Below are 14,094 nucleotides of genomic sequence, written 5' to 3'. Positions count from 1 at the left end.
GGAAACAAATATTTAAAGACCACACTTGTTTCCAGTGGCGGCATCGCCGGTCGATCGAAAGATTTTGCTTTTCGATCAGTGTACTACCGTATCTCTAGTAGAGGATCTAAAATGAAGGCTGTGATGGCCTGTGGTCACAAGTTACTTCGAATCATTTATAAAATCTTAACCGATAAAGTTCCGTATAACGAAAAAAGAGCACTAGGTCTGCGGCAACAGCATCTAGCACTCAATTAAAAAAATAAATTTTATCTGTATTTATTATAACATGGAGCGTGTTTTTTTGCGCTTTTTTGCACTATTATTTTCAAATAAAAGAGAGTCATCCGGAGGTTTAAAACCTCCAGGAATGACTCTCCTTTTATTTCATATATTCGACTGAAAAAAGATTACTCTTCGTCGTCTTCCTCATCATCATCTAAGACTTCTTCGTCATCGACAATATTGAGTCCCTTGAGGTCTTCGTCGTCTTCGACATCGTCAAGATCTTCAAGGTCATCTTTGTATTCGCCTAAGTCTTCGTCGTCTTCATCATCGACCATGACACCATGTTCATCGACGGCAACGCGGTCACCGTATTCGATCGGTTCGTCATCGTCGTCTTCTTCCTCTTCGTCGTCTTCAAGCTCTTCATCGTCCAGATCTTCGTCATCATAATCTTCATCATCAAAGCCGTGACGTTTCTTTCTGCGACGGGGTTTTTCGTCTTCTTCATCGTTATCATGCGTGATTTCTTCATCGATGGCATCGATCGGATACCAGCTGCGCAGGCCCCAGCGGTTATCTCCAAGTGAGATAAAGCGACCATCTACGTTCAGATCCGTATAAAACTGAACCATATCTTCTTCCAGTTGTGCATCAGATAGTCCCAGGTAGTCCGCCACTTCAGATAATAAATCGTTAAAGTCCTTAACTTCCCCTGTTGTCTGCAGTATCGCGTGTGCAACATCGACCATTGCGAGTTCTGCTTTGTCTTGCCCTTTAAATTGGTTTAATTCCACGACTTACACGTCCCCTCATTCGTTTTGATCATTTAACTTTACAATTTTTAATTAATTTGTTTCAACCCACTTATATTACATGATTATGTGGTGAAACGCAATCGAATATGATAGTCTCCCAGTTTCTGCTGGTTCGCTGACAGGGTGTAGTCCACCCATATGCGTCCGGCAAAGGGCCTGTCATAGTAGCTCACCCGTATGTCGTCAGTCGTGACAGTCAGCGGAATGATCCCTGCTGGCGTGCGGTAGTTGGATTCTGTTTCGCGGTCGCTGTCAAAAACAAAGCGCGTCGTCTGTTCGCCGCGTCTGATCAGCTGGACCACACCATCCGGATTGATTTTTATCGTGACCGGTACGGTTCCCAACTCGTGGGCTTCTTCAAAGCGGATGTAATAGCTGTTGTTCATATAGACCACCCGTCCGGTCTCTTCGAACGAATGGTGATGTGTCTCCCCGTTTTGAACATAGGAGGTCTCCATTTTGATTTCGGCCGGCAAGCCGTTTTTCAATTCATTTGAAGGCATACGTTTGATTCCTTCCTTTCTCTTTATCCAATAACTTTTGGGTTGCTTACATACTCGTGACGGTATTTCTGCTTCAGCTGGTAAGGCTTGACATTTGCTTACCTACTCGCGACTATTGGTTTGTTTCAGCTGGGAAGCCTGAAGGATTCCTTACATACTCGGCGCAGTTTCCTTGCTTCAGTTAGTAACCCTGAGCAATTGCTTACTTACTCGCTACTGTTTCTTCACATCAGTCAGTAAGCCTGAGCAATTGCTTACCTGCTCGCCACATGTTTTCTTACTCAGTTGGTAGGCCAGCAAATGGACTTACCAACTCGCTGAACTGTTTCTGCTTCAGCTGGGACGCACGGTCAGGGCGTCCCTTCATTATTTTTATTTTGTCTCTTTATCCATTATAACAAAACCTTCTCTATTAGTTTAGCATAAATATACCTCAGCGTCCCTTCTGTAATTCGTTGCTAATCGCCACACGCGTCTTAACTTTTTGGTATACTTGAAGCAAGAATGATTGACTACAACTGACAAGGACGGAATATGAATGACAGAATCTCTTAATTTTTTAAATACCTTACCGCTCTTTCTGGTCTATGACAATGTCCCGGACGCCTACAACAGCCACAGGTTCGCGCCTTTTGCCTTGACGGATGCCCTGATCAAAGAGGCCGGCGAGAAAAAGCAGCCGATCCTGCATTTCTGGACGACCAGCCCCTACGTTATATTAGGGATGATGGATACGAAACTGCCTTTTTTGACGGATGCGCTGCGGATCTTTTCATCCTACGGCTACCCTTATCTCGTAAGGAATTCCGGCGGTCTGGCCGTGGTCAGCGATGAAGGGGTGCTTAACTTTTCAATGATTTTCCCTGAAGGCGACGAGCGCATGCCGATCAACGAAGGCTATGAACGGATGCATCATATCATCAAAACTGCTTTCAAAGATTTCGACGCACACATCGATGCTTACGAAATCCCCGATTCTTACTGTCCGGGCGACTATGACTTGAGTATCGACGGCAAAAAAATTGCCGGAATCGCTCAGCGGCGTCTGAAAGGCGGTATCGCCATCATGATTTACTTGAGTGTTTCCGGTGACCAGCAAAAGCGCGCCGAGATGATCCGCACTTTTTATGACATCGGCCTTAAAGAGAAAGAAACGAAATGGAACTTCCCGGCCGTTCATTCCGAAGTGATGACGACGCTGGAAGAAGCGCTGTCGCATCCTTTTACTGTTGATGACGTGAAAGAACGGCTCGCGTCCGTCTTTACAGACGCTTCTGTCGAGTTAGCCGACGGTCCCTTCCCGCCTTCTATTCAGTCTTCATACGCGGAAGGCCTTGAAAAAATGATCAAACGCAACGAAAAAATGCTGCCGCAATCGACCTTTCGTGCTGAAGGTTAAAGAAAGGAGTTCTTGTTGCTTCACAGGCACCTTCTCAAACATCCTTGTTTGGAAGCTGAAGTAACAAGAGAACGCTATGTGTGTCCAAACATTTGAAAAATCAGATCGCCTTGCCAACGAAAAGGTCTTTAAAGATCCCGTGCATGACTATGTGCACGTGCGCCACCAGCTGATTTTGGATTTGATCGATACGAGAGAAGTCCAGCGGTTACGCCGTATCAAGCAGCTGGGGACGTCGCAGTTCACTTTCCACGGGGCTGAGCATTCCCGTTTCTCCCATTCGCTGGGTGTCTATGAACTGACACGCCGCATTGTCGATATGTTCGAACGGAACTATCCAAACGACTGGGATCCCAGCATGCGCTTAGTGACCCTATGTGCCGCTTTACTTCACGATGTCGGGCACGGGCCTTTTTCCCATACCTTTGAGAAGATATTTGAAACAGATCATGAAGCCATCACCACAGATATTATTTTATCTGAAGAAACAGAAGTCAATGCCGTACTGAAGCGGGTGTCTCTGGACTTCCCGAACCAGGTGGCCAGCGTCATCACCAAAGAGCACAGCAATCCGCAGGTCATCCAGCTGATCTCCAGCCAGATCGATGCGGACCGGATGGACTATCTCCAGCGCGACGCGTTCTTTACAGGCGCGACTTATGGCGCCTTTGATCTGTCCCGTATCCTGCGCGTCATCCGTCCTTATAAAGACGGGATCGCCTTCCAGTACCAGGGACTTCATGCGGTCGAGGACTATATCGTCAGCCGGTTCCAGATGTACATGCAGGTCTATTTCCACCCGGCTTCCCGCGGGATGGAAGTGACTTTGGACCGTCTCTTGTACCGGGCTAAGCAGCTTTATCATGAAGGAAAACTTTTCCCGATTTTTCCCCTTCTCGACCCGTTTTTCAAAGAAGAAGCCTCACTGGATGATTATTTGAAACTGGATGACGGGGTCCTGCAGACAGCCATTATTCTCTGGACAGACAGTGATGATGCCTTCTTAAGCGAACTGTCCAGCATGTTTCTGAACCGGAAGCCGCTCAAGTCGGTCACGTTTGAAAAAGGCAAAGATGAAGAAATCGTTGAAATACTTAGAGACATTGTCGGCAAATTGAGTTATGATAAAGAATTGTACACCCTTACCAACAGCAGTTCCGATCTGCCTTACGACTATAAGCTCAAAAGCAAGACACCTATCCAGCTCATGCATTCTGATGGTACCTTGGTTGAAATCAGTACCGTAAGCGCGATCGTTAAATCACTGAGCGGAATCCTGCACGGGGATCACCGGCTGTTCGTGCCAAAGGAATTCCTTGAGCGGGATAAAGCAAATATAAATATGTTTCAGGACGAGTACGATGCCTTTCAGCACTACATTAAAAATGGTGCCATTACACATCCGAAAGACTGAGTAGCATGATTAAATGGAGGAAAAGCATGACAGTAAAACTGATTGCCATCGATATCGACGGCACGTTATTGAACACAGACAGAAAAGTGACAACAGAAGTGAACGAGGCCATCCATGCCGCTAAAGAAGCCAGTATACGCGTGGTCCTTTGTACCGGACGCCCTTTCCCGGGAGTCGTTCCACTGATCGAAGAACTGGGACTGGACAAAACCGATGACTACGTGATCACCTATAATGGTGCTCTTGTCCAGAATACCCACACAAGAGAAAGTATCATTGATTATACGATGACGCACGAGGATTATCTGGTATTAGAAAAGGCAGCCGTCGAAGCCGGGTCTCACTTCCATGCGATCCATAACGAAGGAATCTTCACCCCCAACCGGGACATCAGCAAGTACTCTGTTCACGAAGCCTTTATTATCGGTATGCCATTATTCTACCGTACGCCTGAAGAAATGGATCCGGCGGTGAACTACAATAAAGTGATGATGATCGACGAGCCCGAGGTCTTGGAGGCAGCCGTTTCCCGCCTTCCGCAAGCGCTCTGGGACAACTATACGATCTTGCGCAGTGAACCGTTCTATCTGGAAATATTGAATAAAAGTGCCAGCAAGGGGAAAGCCGTGAAAGCACTGGCCGAACGTCTGGACATCGCTCAGGAAGACGTCATGGCAATCGGAGACAGCGGCAACGATGTGGATCTGGTCGACTTTGCCGGTATCGGTGTCGCGATGGAAAATGCCACAGATGAAGTCAAAGCGGTGGCTGATGTCGTGACCACATCCAACAACGATCACGGCGTGGCCCAGGCCATCTACAAATACGCTCTGGACTGATAGCTAAAATTTCGGTATCCTCCCTCCTCTTGTTATACTTAGTGTAGACTAACGAAAAGGAGCGAGTTCAATATGTCAGAAAAAATCGTTTATACGACCGCTGCAGTCAATACAGGTGCACGTGCGGGTGAAAGTCATTCGCCCGACCGTTCATATGAAGTGAACATCGATGTCCCAAAAGAGATGGGCGGAAAAGGTGAAGGAACCAATCCTGAACAGCTTTTTGCCATGGGTTACAGTGCCTGCTATCACGCGGCCTTAGATCACTACAAAAAAGAAGAGAACATCGACAACGCATCTCAAGTCACTTTGACTGTCCATCTGCATAAAGATCCTTCTGACGGTGGTTTCAAGTTAAGTGTCGAGATCGAAGTCGGCATCAAAGATATGCCTGAAGAAAAAGTACAGAAACTGGCTGAAAAAGCGCACACCTACTGTCCGTATTCAAAAGCAACTATGGGTAATATCGAAGTCGACGTCAAAGCCGTTCCTTTTGTCGAAGGAAAATAAACTCTAAAATAAAACAAATCAAAAATCGCCTGCTGTCATTAGGATAGCAGGCGATTTTTGTGTGTTCAGATCTGCTTCACCGAAGTGTTCCCCTTGACGGTTCGAACAAACGTTCTTATAATTAAAACAAACGTATATTCCCGTGAGGAGGGCTGAACATGATACAGATGATGGACTACTCTAATGAACCCTATAGAGATATTTTATGTATCGATGTGAAGTCCTTCTTTGCTTCCGTTGAAGCGGTGGAAAGAAAGAAGCATCCCCTCGAAGCCCGGATAGCCGTCGTGAGTAAACCCGATAACAACGGCGGTCTGGTGCTGGCGGCGTCACCCTTAGTGAAAAAACTTTACGGCGTCAAAACCGGGACGCGTGTCTATGAGATCCCCAAAAATGCAGCCATAGAGATCGTTGAGCCACGGATGGCCCTTTATGTCGAAAAGAACCTGGAGATCGTGGATCTTTTCAAGCAGTTCGTCGCAGACTCTGATCTCCATGTGTACAGCATCGATGAATCCTTTCTGGACGTCACCCACTCGCACAGCTTGTTCGGCACAACGGAAGACATCGCCCGAAAGATCCAGTATCTCATCTGGAAAAAAATGAAGCTCGTCGTCACGGTCGGTATCGGCGACAATCCACTGCTCGCAAAGCTGGCGCTGGACCACGATGCCAAGCAGAATCCAGACAAAAACTATATTGCTGCCTGGCATTACGCGGATGTGCCGGATACGGTCTGGAAAATCGCACCAATGAAAGCCTTCTGGGGCATCGGCTCAAAAACGGAACAGCACCTGCAGCGGCTGGGGATCCATTCGATCCACGACCTTTCGCAGGCGGATGTTAAAAAACTGAAAAAACGGTTCGGGGTCATCGGCGAGCAGCTCTTTTTCCATGCGCACGGCATCGACCGGACGCTGCTGTCGGAGACCTTTACGCCCAGGGAAACGTCTTTCAGCAAGAACCAGATACTGAACAGAGATTATGTGGAAAAACATGAAGTGGAGATCGTGATCCGCGAGATGGCGGAGGAAAACGCCATGCGTCTGCGCAAGCACCACTTGACGGCCGGTCTGGTCAAACTCAGCATCGGGTATTCCAAGGATGTAATCGAGCGCGGCTTCAGTCATCAGCTGCTGATCGAACAGACCGATTCATCCAGAAAGATCATCGAAGGTCTGCTGATCATCTTCAACCGCCACTATGACTGCTTCCCCGTGCGCGTGGTGAATGTGACCTTTGGAAAAATCGAAGCCAAGTCCGCCCTGCAGCTGTCCTTATTTGATGCGGCCGAAACACTCATCAGCCAGGAAGACCTGGATCAGACGATCGATGCCATCCGGAAAAAGTACGGTTATACGTCCCTCCTTCACGCCAGCAGCTTGTCCCGGGGCGGTATGGCCATCCAGCGGGCTAAACTATTGGGCGGACACCGTTCAGGAAAAGAAGATAAGTAAACTTAGGAATCATACATAAAATCAAAGGAGGAAAAGCAGATGAAACAAGACATCGTTAGACTTTCTCCTGATGCACTAGGCTACAAAGACAGAGGAAAAATGAAATGGATCGGACTGATGCTGTCCGACCATGCAGAAGCACTCAAAAAGCAGAAACAAGGGGCGCGCGATACACTGATCACTCCCAAATCCAGACAGTCGATGGAAGAGATCAGCAGCTGTCTATACTGCAGTTATACGAATAAAAAGCCCCTTGCTGTCCAGCTGAATATCATTAATGACGGACAGTATTTACCTGATATCGAAGGTTTTGTTGTCGGCATCAAAGGAGAAGCCGTTTTCATTAAACAGCGCGACTGCACCCTCAAGCGCATCGTACTGGAAGACATCCGCCACATCGACTGGCTCAACGCCTCAGACTGGTTTGAGAAGTATACCCGACAGAATGTCTCGATATAGTTTTGACTAAGCGTGACGCGCTTAGTTTCAGTTAATTAGTGTTTGCTGACTAAGTCGATCGATCAGGCTTATTCGCCTGATCCTTCCACATGAACTTTAAGGCAGTAAAAAGTCGCTCAATGAGCGACTTTTTTCTTTTGCAGCTCTGATATCGGCAGACCCAGACAGATTTTCCTCCGAGTTCGTCGACGTGACTCTTATATCGGCAGACCCAGACCAAAATCCCCCCGAGTTCGCCGACGTGGCCTCTATATCGGCAGGCCCAGACAGAATCTCCCCCGAGTTCGTCGACGTGATACCCCCACATGAGATAGACTCACCCCCAATTACCTTTGAGCGATATGCATGCGTCCCAAATCAAGCGTACTCACATCACATTAGACCTCCAGCAGTCCCAATCACTCCCATAATCAGGTCTTGATTAGGCACACAGCCTAATCATTCAATTTAAGTACTATAAAAATGAAGAGGCTGGACGTGCGTCCAGCCTCTTCCGATTAGATCTATTAAGATTTCGCAGTCGAGTACTTCATATACACACGACGCAGCTGTTTGTTGTTGGCGATAAACCAGATGCTCAGGAAACGCACGACTGACATGACTGCGTTTTGAAGCAGGCGTGGCGGTAAAAGAACCGCGAGCGGGTTCTGCGTCAGGATATAGAGCCAAAGCGTGTTCAGCGTCAAATTAACAAAAAGTGTATTGAACGCCACCGCCATCAGGACACGCTTCTTCGTGACTTTCTTTTTGTGTAAAAACACACCGTATGACACCCCGCCTAAAAAGGCAGACAGCGTAAAGCCGGGGAAAAAGCCACCGACGCCCCCACCGATAATAAAGCCCAGGATATCCCCAAGTGCTGCGGCAACTCCCGCGACCCACGGCCCAAACAGGATACCGATCAGGGCAGTTGGGAGAAACGAGAAGGTTATCCGAACGATAGGTGTGGTGATCCCGACACGTCCTAAAGCAATCGCCATAGCCATCAAAACTCCGACGATCGCTATCCCTCTCGTATCCAGATCCCACTTGGACAGACTCAAAACCCGAAACAGCAACATCCAGCCATAGAACAAAAAGACGATACCGTACATGACGCCGTTTCCTTCAAAGATCCCCATCCCCTGCAGGCCAAGTATTTCATTCTGCAGAAACAGGAAATAAGCCCCCCCAGTCAGTAGTAAGCCGATAAGCAGGCCGATAAGCGTACTTTCACGGTTCAAACGTTTGAAGACATAGATACCGAGAGAAAAAAGAATACCTGTAAAGACGAAGAGGTAGACACTGTCTGCCAGGACCATTTCCCAGTTCTCATACTGGTCAGTAAAGTGCTTCGCACCCGGCGCCCCGTTGCCTGACCTCAGAAAAGGAATGACGAACGAGAGTAAAAGTGGTGCGATGATACCGATCAGCGCATAATCCCATTTCGTATTGTGCGCGACTGGTTGATTCGGTGTTTCATTCATATTCGAAGATCTCCTTTAATTTCTATACTTTCCCAGCAGAAAAATTTACTGAAAAAGCTAATCGGACTGCCCATGTCAATACAAAAGCAGTCAAATTAAAGAGTCCTCGCCAAAAAACTATTCAGTTTTAAAGCGGATGCAGAGAAAAATCGCAAAACTAGGGTTTTTTCGTCTAGTGGCAACATCCCATCCACTAGCACTTAACGTCTTTCTCTTACTCTTTCTTCCATGATTATTATAGAGGTGATAGATGCCTGTGACAAGCAAAATCAGATCAGCCTCTCTCAGCTTTTATCAAGCCCTCTTCTGTGATCAGGTACTGGACCGGGATATCAAAGGATTCGACTGGAAAGGAATCCACCAGCTGGTTCGTATGTAAAAGCGAAACCGTGGTGTTTTTGAAATCCTTCAGGAAACGGTCGTAGTAACCTCCGCCAAAACCGATACGGTAACCTTCTCGCGTGAAAATCAGGCCAGGCACGATCATCAGATCGATTGCCGAGTCATCCATCCGTTCAGTTTCACTGACGATCGGTTCGATCAGATCATAATAGCCTTTTTCGAGTTGTCGGAAAGACGTGATTTCGTAAAAGTGGAGTTCACGGGTGTGATGGATCGACTTGGGTACACACACTTTTTTTCCGTCCAGCCAGGCCTGTTCAATGATCGCCTTGGTATCCCACTCTTTGATCGTTGACAGCGTGACCCCAATGCTGTCGGCTTGCTTCCACAAAGCAGATTCAAACAAATGCGTGTGCATGGCTTTTTCAGCTTTTTTTCTTTCGATCAGTCCGATCTGCTCCAGAGCGATGATCATTCCTTCACGCAGTTCATTTTTTCCCATGTCCCTCACCTTACTCTCTAAATTACTCTGAACACTGACGCCAGGCTGCCTGAGTCACTTGTTCCGCCAGAACAGCTGTTGTGATCGAGCCGACCCCACCGGGAACAGGCGTGACAGCAGACGCTTTCGCTGCCACTTCATCGTACTTGACATCTCCGACCGGTTTGCCGTCTTTATATCCGAAACCGACATCGATAACGACCGCACCGTCTTTGATATCGTCCGCTGTCACCAGTTCCACGACACCCGTCGCAGAAATGACGATATCTGCTTCTTGGGTATAGCGTTTCGTGTCTTTCGTCTTGATGTGCAGGTTGCTTACAGTGGCTTCCGCATTCAACAGCATTAAGGTCAGGGGTTTTCCGACGACCGGACTGCTCCCGATCACACAGACGTCTTTGCCCTCCAGTTCTATAGCATAGTGATCCAATAGGGCCATCACTGCTTTAGGCGTACTTGGCACCAGCGCATTTTTTTCGTTCTCTACGACCAGTCCCAGATTTTCAGGTGTCAGTCCGTCGATATCCTTGCTTGGATCCACGCAGCGGGCCACATCGTTTCTGGATAAGGTCCCGGGCAAAGGCTGCATGACAAGGATACCGTGAACATTTTTATTCTGATTCAATCCGCGCAGGGCCTGCAAAAAGGCTTCCGCATTGACTGTCTCTTCAAAGACGACGGATTCTACAGTGATCCCGACACGTTCCATTGTTTTGATCGCGGCATTTTCATAGGAAACAGAAGCCTGGTCACTTCCTGCCCTTACGATAGCTAAAGTCGGAAAGCAGTCGATTTTCTTCAAGTCTTCCACTGTCTTGGACGCACGGTCAAGTAACTGCCGCGCGACAGGTTTTCCTCTTAATTCAGTCGTCATGTCATTCCTCCTCGGTCAATAGTTCCGGCCACTCATTATGTTCAAGGAAATAACGGATCGACTCGGATAATTTCGTGAGTGCCAGCTTTCCATGGGCCAGACGGCGTTCTGCCTCTTTTTCAATCTGTTCTTTCAGTTCCTTGTCTTTCATCAGCTTGGTATTGATCGTCACGTTCAGGACGGCCGTTTCCAGTACACTTTCCATAAACAAGGTCGCGACCATCAGATCATTCACGATGGTTCCTTTCATGCGGAAGGCAGTCAGTTCCTTTAGGATATGGATAAGGTTAAGCCCTTCCTCCAGCATCGTGCGTGGAGGCTCTACGGCTCCTTTCAGTGCCGTTTCAACAGCTTCTTGTCGGGCAGCCTTTTCTGTCTCTGTTCCTTTAGGCAGCTTGTAAGCATCAAGGACCGGTTCAAAAGCCACCGCATCGGCTTTAGCCAGCGTTTCAAAGGCCTCTCGGATCCGCTCCGCTTCCTTTAAAAGAGAAACTAATTCATCTTTTTTTCCAGTGTAGCTTTTCTTGTCTTTCTGGATATCGGCGACCATGCGCACCAGTGAGGCACTCATGGCTCCGATGTACGCTGCGGCACTTCCCCCACCCGACACGCCATCTTTGGATCCTAATTCTGTTAAATAGGCAGAAAATGTTTCATCCTTCATTAGAATCCCTCCTTAGAATAATCCGGTGATTTTCCCTTCCGCATTCACATCCACCTGCTCGGCAGAAGGCTCTTTTGGCAGACCAGGCATACGCATGATGTTACCGGTCAGGACGACGATAAAGCCGGCACCGGCGGAAACGGACAAGTCTCTTATATTCACTTCAAAATCAGTGGGTCTGCCCAGGGCTTTGGCATCGTCAGATAAAGAATATTGCGTTTTGGCCATACAGATCGGCAAGTCACTGTAACCCAGTTTCGTCAGACGTCTGGCTGTGCGCTTGGCAGCCACGCTCCACTCAGTCCCTTTGCCGCCGTAGACAGACTGAACGATCTTGTCGACTTTGGTTTCGATGGTATCGCCCAGCTCATAGGCAAAGGTCATTTCAGAATCCTGTTCACACAGTTTAACGACTTCTTCGGCCAGCTCCACACCGCCGGCCCCGCCTTCCGCCCAGACATTCGACTGCACGACGTTGCTTCCTGTTGCTTCGATCGCTTCTTTCAAAACATCCAGCTCTTCCTGGGTATCGCCAGGGAAGGCATTGATGGCAACCACGGCAGGGAGATTGAAGGTCGTTTGTATATTTTCGATATGTTTTAAAAGGTTAGGCAGTCCCGCTTTCACAGCCTCCGTGTTTTCTTCAGCCAGTTCGGTCTTCTTGACCCCGCCATGCATTTTCAGCGCACGGATCGTCGCCACGATGACGACCGCGTCCGGCTTGACATCGCCGATGCGGCATTTGATGTCGATGAACTTCTCAGCACCAAGATCCGCACCGAATCCAGCCTCTGTCACCACATAATCGGCATGAGCCAGTGCCATTTTAGTCGCCAGCAGGCTGTTGCAGCCGTGGGCAATATTGGCGAACGGCCCGCCGTGAATAAATACAGGCGTGTGTTCAAGCGTCTGAACCAGATTTGGTTTCAAAGCATCTTTCAGGAGTGCGGCGACAGCTCCCTGCGCATTCAAATCACCCAGTTTCACCGGTTCGTTTTTAAAGGTATACCCGATCAGGCAGTCGCTCAATTTTTCCTTCATTTCATCTAAAGAGTGGGACAGGCACAGGATCGCCATGATTTCTGAAGCCACGGTGATATCGAAGCCGCCTTCTCTCGGCATGCCGTTCGTGCGTGCCCCGATCCCACTGACGATCGAACGCAGCTGACGGTCGTTCATGTCCATGGCACGACGCCAGGTGATGCGTCTTGGGTCGATGTCCAGTTCGTTGCCGTGGTAAATATGATTATCGATCATGGCCGCGACCAGGTTGTTCGCCGCCCCGATTGCATGGATATCGCCGGTGAAGTGCAGGTTGATGTCTTCCATCGGGATGACTTGAGCAAATCCGCCCCCGGCTGCCCCCCCTTTCACTCCAAATACAGGTCCTAAAGAAGGTTCGCGTAAAGCAATGGCAGACTTTTTACCGATTTTCTGCAGGGCATCGCCCAGACCCACGGACGTGGTCGTTTTACCTTCGCCAGCCGGGGTCGGATTGATGGCAGTGACTAAAATCAGTTTCCCGTTTTTCGTCTCTTTGTTATGTAGGGCACTGAAGTCCACTTTGGCCTTGTATTTCCCGTAATGGTCCAGAGCCTCTTTGTCGATCGCCAGTTTTTGTGCGATCTCTTCGATTGGAAGCATTTCTGTTGATTGTGCTATTTCGATATCACTTTTCACCATGTTTACTCCTCCTTGTAGTTGGAACCTGTTTGATAACCCTGCATGACCCTTCCTTGAAAAAATGTAAGGGTATACAACGCTTGTGTTTAACCTGTTTTCAGTATAACACAGGATAAGCATCCGCCAATTAAAATCTCTTAAGATTTCTGTTTGATCAGCTTTGTCCGATTTGACCAGCCACGTAAGTCAGCATCGCTTTAACAGCGCTCAGAGATGTTCAGACCTGCGCACCTCTAATCAAGGCAGCATTGGCATTACTCAAAGGCATTCAGACCTGAGTACGTCTAATCAAGGCAGCATTGGCATCACTCAAAGGAGATCAGACCTGAGTACGTCTAATCAAGGCAGCATTGGCATTACTCAAAGACATTCAGACCTGAGTACGTCCAATGAGAGCATCTTTGGCATCACTCAAAGGGATTCAGACCTGAGTACGTCCAATGAGAGCATCTTTGGCATCACTCAAAGGGATTTCCTTCTGGGTACACCCAATGAGGGCAGTATTGAGTGCACCCACCGTTATTTTCTTTCGGGTACGTCTAATCAAGGCATCTTTAGCATCACTCAAAGGAATTTCCACTCGCGTAAGCCTAATATGAACGGCATTGATATCACCGAGAATGAAATCTCACTGAGTACGACTAATATAGTTTGCCTTCACACATTATGATAAGAGAGTCTGACGATTCAAAAAAGCGGACAAAGGTTAAAGTCTGAAGAAACGGAAAATCAGTGGCCCTCTGGTTCACAAAATAGACCAACCCGCTTAGTGTCGACCAACCGACATCGCCCCTTCTTTACTTCTTACCAATCTGAACGTTACATCAGTCGACAGGCTGACCTTGATCTCATTTATCATTTTCGATAAGTTAGTGTAAAATAGTTCTCGGTTAGTGATATCATTTCGTTTTCTAGACAAAAAGAAACGAGACCTTTAATCTAGTAGTTACCACACCAGTA

At 47.9% G+C, this 14,094-nt stretch carries 15 protein-coding genes and 1 riboswitch; of the genes, 7 read left to right on the top strand and 8 right to left on the bottom strand.

Annotated elements, in window-relative coordinates; genetic code table 11:
* Positions 1 to 237: hypothetical protein (locus BM049_RS11985; protein ID WP_218147265.1), on the top strand; the 237-nt coding region annotated here is incomplete at its 5' end.
* A 152-nt stretch (positions 238 to 389) separates the two neighbouring features.
* Here BM049_RS11985 and rpoE read toward each other — a convergent pair.
* Positions 390 to 1,001 carry a DNA-directed RNA polymerase subunit delta gene (gene rpoE, locus BM049_RS11450; protein WP_091531851.1) on the bottom strand — a complete coding sequence of 204 codons (612 nt, stop codon included), beginning with the start codon at positions 999 to 1,001 and terminating at the stop codon, positions 390 to 392.
* Between the two features lie 83 nt (positions 1,002 to 1,084).
* Entirely contained in the window at positions 1,085 to 1,525 is a 441-nt protein-coding gene (locus BM049_RS11445) for a YwiB family protein (RefSeq protein ID WP_091531849.1), read from the bottom strand.
* Between the two features lie 538 nt (positions 1,526 to 2,063).
* On the opposite strand from BM049_RS11445, the gene BM049_RS11440 reads away from it, so the two are divergent.
* From BM049_RS11440 to BM049_RS11415, 6 genes are all read left to right on the top strand, one after another.
* On the top strand, positions 2,064 to 2,924 hold the full coding sequence (locus BM049_RS11440) for a lipoate--protein ligase family protein (protein ID WP_091531847.1): 861 nt from the start codon (positions 2,064 to 2,066) through the stop codon (positions 2,922 to 2,924).
* Positions 2,925 to 3,000: 76 nt separating this feature from the next.
* The gene (locus BM049_RS11435) at positions 3,001 to 4,338 is read left to right on the top strand and encodes an HD domain-containing protein (RefSeq protein WP_091531844.1); all 1,338 of its coding nucleotides are present in this window, start codon (positions 3,001 to 3,003) and stop codon (positions 4,336 to 4,338) included.
* Positions 4,339 to 4,364: 26 nt separating this feature from the next.
* Positions 4,365 to 5,177, top strand: coding sequence for a sugar-phosphatase (gene yidA, locus BM049_RS11430; protein ID WP_091531843.1), 813 nt, complete (start codon positions 4,365 to 4,367; stop codon positions 5,175 to 5,177).
* Between the two features lie 72 nt (positions 5,178 to 5,249).
* On the top strand, positions 5,250 to 5,687 hold the full coding sequence (locus BM049_RS11425) for an organic hydroperoxide resistance protein (protein ID WP_091531840.1): 438 nt from the start codon (positions 5,250 to 5,252) through the stop codon (positions 5,685 to 5,687).
* Between the two features lie 158 nt (positions 5,688 to 5,845).
* Positions 5,846 to 7,144: a Y-family DNA polymerase gene (locus tag BM049_RS11420; RefSeq protein ID WP_091531839.1), complete on the top strand. Its 1,299-nt coding sequence runs from the start codon at positions 5,846 to 5,848 to the stop codon at positions 7,142 to 7,144.
* 39 nt (positions 7,145 to 7,183) lie between these two features.
* A complete protein-coding gene (locus BM049_RS11415; protein ID WP_091531837.1) occupies positions 7,184 to 7,603 on the top strand; it encodes a hypothetical protein in 420 nt (139 codons plus the stop codon).
* A 506-nt stretch (positions 7,604 to 8,109) separates the two neighbouring features.
* Here BM049_RS11415 and BM049_RS11405 read toward each other — a convergent pair.
* The 6 genes from BM049_RS11405 to BM049_RS11935 all read right to left on the bottom strand — a co-directional run bounded on the left by BM049_RS11405 (position 8,110) and on the right by BM049_RS11935 (position 13,702).
* A complete protein-coding gene (locus tag BM049_RS11405) occupies positions 8,110 to 9,069 on the bottom strand; it encodes a folate family ECF transporter S component (RefSeq protein ID WP_091531832.1) in 960 nt (319 codons plus the stop codon).
* Between the two features lie 128 nt (positions 9,070 to 9,197).
* Positions 9,198 to 9,293: riboswitch (THF riboswitch) on the bottom strand.
* Between the two features lie 50 nt (positions 9,294 to 9,343).
* The gene (locus BM049_RS11400) at positions 9,344 to 9,913 is read right to left on the bottom strand and encodes a 5-formyltetrahydrofolate cyclo-ligase (RefSeq protein ID WP_091531830.1); all 570 of its coding nucleotides are present in this window, start codon (positions 9,911 to 9,913) and stop codon (positions 9,344 to 9,346) included.
* A gap of 22 nt (positions 9,914 to 9,935) precedes the next feature.
* Positions 9,936 to 10,787 carry a bifunctional 5,10-methylenetetrahydrofolate dehydrogenase/5,10-methenyltetrahydrofolate cyclohydrolase gene (locus BM049_RS11395; RefSeq protein ID WP_091531827.1) on the bottom strand — a complete coding sequence of 284 codons (852 nt, stop codon included), beginning with the start codon at positions 10,785 to 10,787 and terminating at the stop codon, positions 9,936 to 9,938.
* Between the two features lies 1 nt (position 10,788).
* Positions 10,789 to 11,451, bottom strand: coding sequence for a cyclodeaminase/cyclohydrolase family protein (locus tag BM049_RS11390; protein ID WP_091531825.1), 663 nt, complete (start codon positions 11,449 to 11,451; stop codon positions 10,789 to 10,791).
* A gap of 12 nt (positions 11,452 to 11,463) precedes the next feature.
* A complete protein-coding gene (locus BM049_RS11385; RefSeq protein WP_091531823.1) occupies positions 11,464 to 13,134 on the bottom strand; it encodes a formate--tetrahydrofolate ligase in 1,671 nt (556 codons plus the stop codon).
* A 421-nt stretch (positions 13,135 to 13,555) separates the two neighbouring features.
* A complete protein-coding gene (locus BM049_RS11935; protein ID WP_177188710.1) occupies positions 13,556 to 13,702 on the bottom strand; it encodes a hypothetical protein in 147 nt (48 codons plus the stop codon).
* Between the last annotated feature and the right edge of the window lie 392 nt (positions 13,703 to 14,094).

The sequence above is a fragment of the Alkalibacterium subtropicum genome, assembly GCF_900112455.1.
Classification (GTDB): Bacteria; Bacillota; Bacilli; order Lactobacillales; family Carnobacteriaceae_A; genus Alkalibacterium; species Alkalibacterium subtropicum.
Note: the sequence above shows the minus strand (reverse complement) of the source record. Positions and strands in the feature narration are given on the sequence as shown.

What these genes read in the sequence shown, in the direction of transcription:
- BM049_RS11445 (WP_091531849.1), bottom strand. Translation starts at nt 1,525, where the DNA reads ATGCCTTCAAATGAATTGAAAAACGGCTTGCCGGCCGAAATCAAAATG.
- BM049_RS11440 (WP_091531847.1), top strand. Translation starts at nt 2,064, where the DNA reads ATGACAGAATCTCTTAATTTTTTAAATACCTTACCGCTCTTTCTGGTC.
- BM049_RS11435 (WP_091531844.1), top strand. Translation starts at nt 3,001, where the DNA reads ATGTGTGTCCAAACATTTGAAAAATCAGATCGCCTTGCCAACGAAAAG.
- yidA (WP_091531843.1), top strand. Translation starts at nt 4,365, where the DNA reads ATGACAGTAAAACTGATTGCCATCGATATCGACGGCACGTTATTGAAC.
- BM049_RS11425 (WP_091531840.1), top strand. Translation starts at nt 5,250, where the DNA reads ATGTCAGAAAAAATCGTTTATACGACCGCTGCAGTCAATACAGGTGCA.
- BM049_RS11420 (WP_091531839.1), top strand. Translation starts at nt 5,846, where the DNA reads ATGATACAGATGATGGACTACTCTAATGAACCCTATAGAGATATTTTA.
- BM049_RS11415 (WP_091531837.1), top strand. Translation starts at nt 7,184, where the DNA reads ATGAAACAAGACATCGTTAGACTTTCTCCTGATGCACTAGGCTACAAA.
- BM049_RS11405 (WP_091531832.1), bottom strand. Translation starts at nt 9,069, where the DNA reads ATGAATGAAACACCGAATCAACCAGTCGCGCACAATACGAAATGGGAT.
- BM049_RS11400 (WP_091531830.1), bottom strand. Translation starts at nt 9,913, where the DNA reads ATGGGAAAAAATGAACTGCGTGAAGGAATGATCATCGCTCTGGAGCAG.
- BM049_RS11395 (WP_091531827.1), bottom strand. Translation starts at nt 10,787, where the DNA reads ATGACGACTGAATTAAGAGGAAAACCTGTCGCGCGGCAGTTACTTGAC.
- BM049_RS11390 (WP_091531825.1), bottom strand. Translation starts at nt 11,451, where the DNA reads ATGAAGGATGAAACATTTTCTGCCTATTTAACAGAATTAGGATCCAAA.
- BM049_RS11385 (WP_091531823.1), bottom strand. Translation starts at nt 13,134, where the DNA reads ATGGTGAAAAGTGATATCGAAATAGCACAATCAACAGAAATGCTTCCA.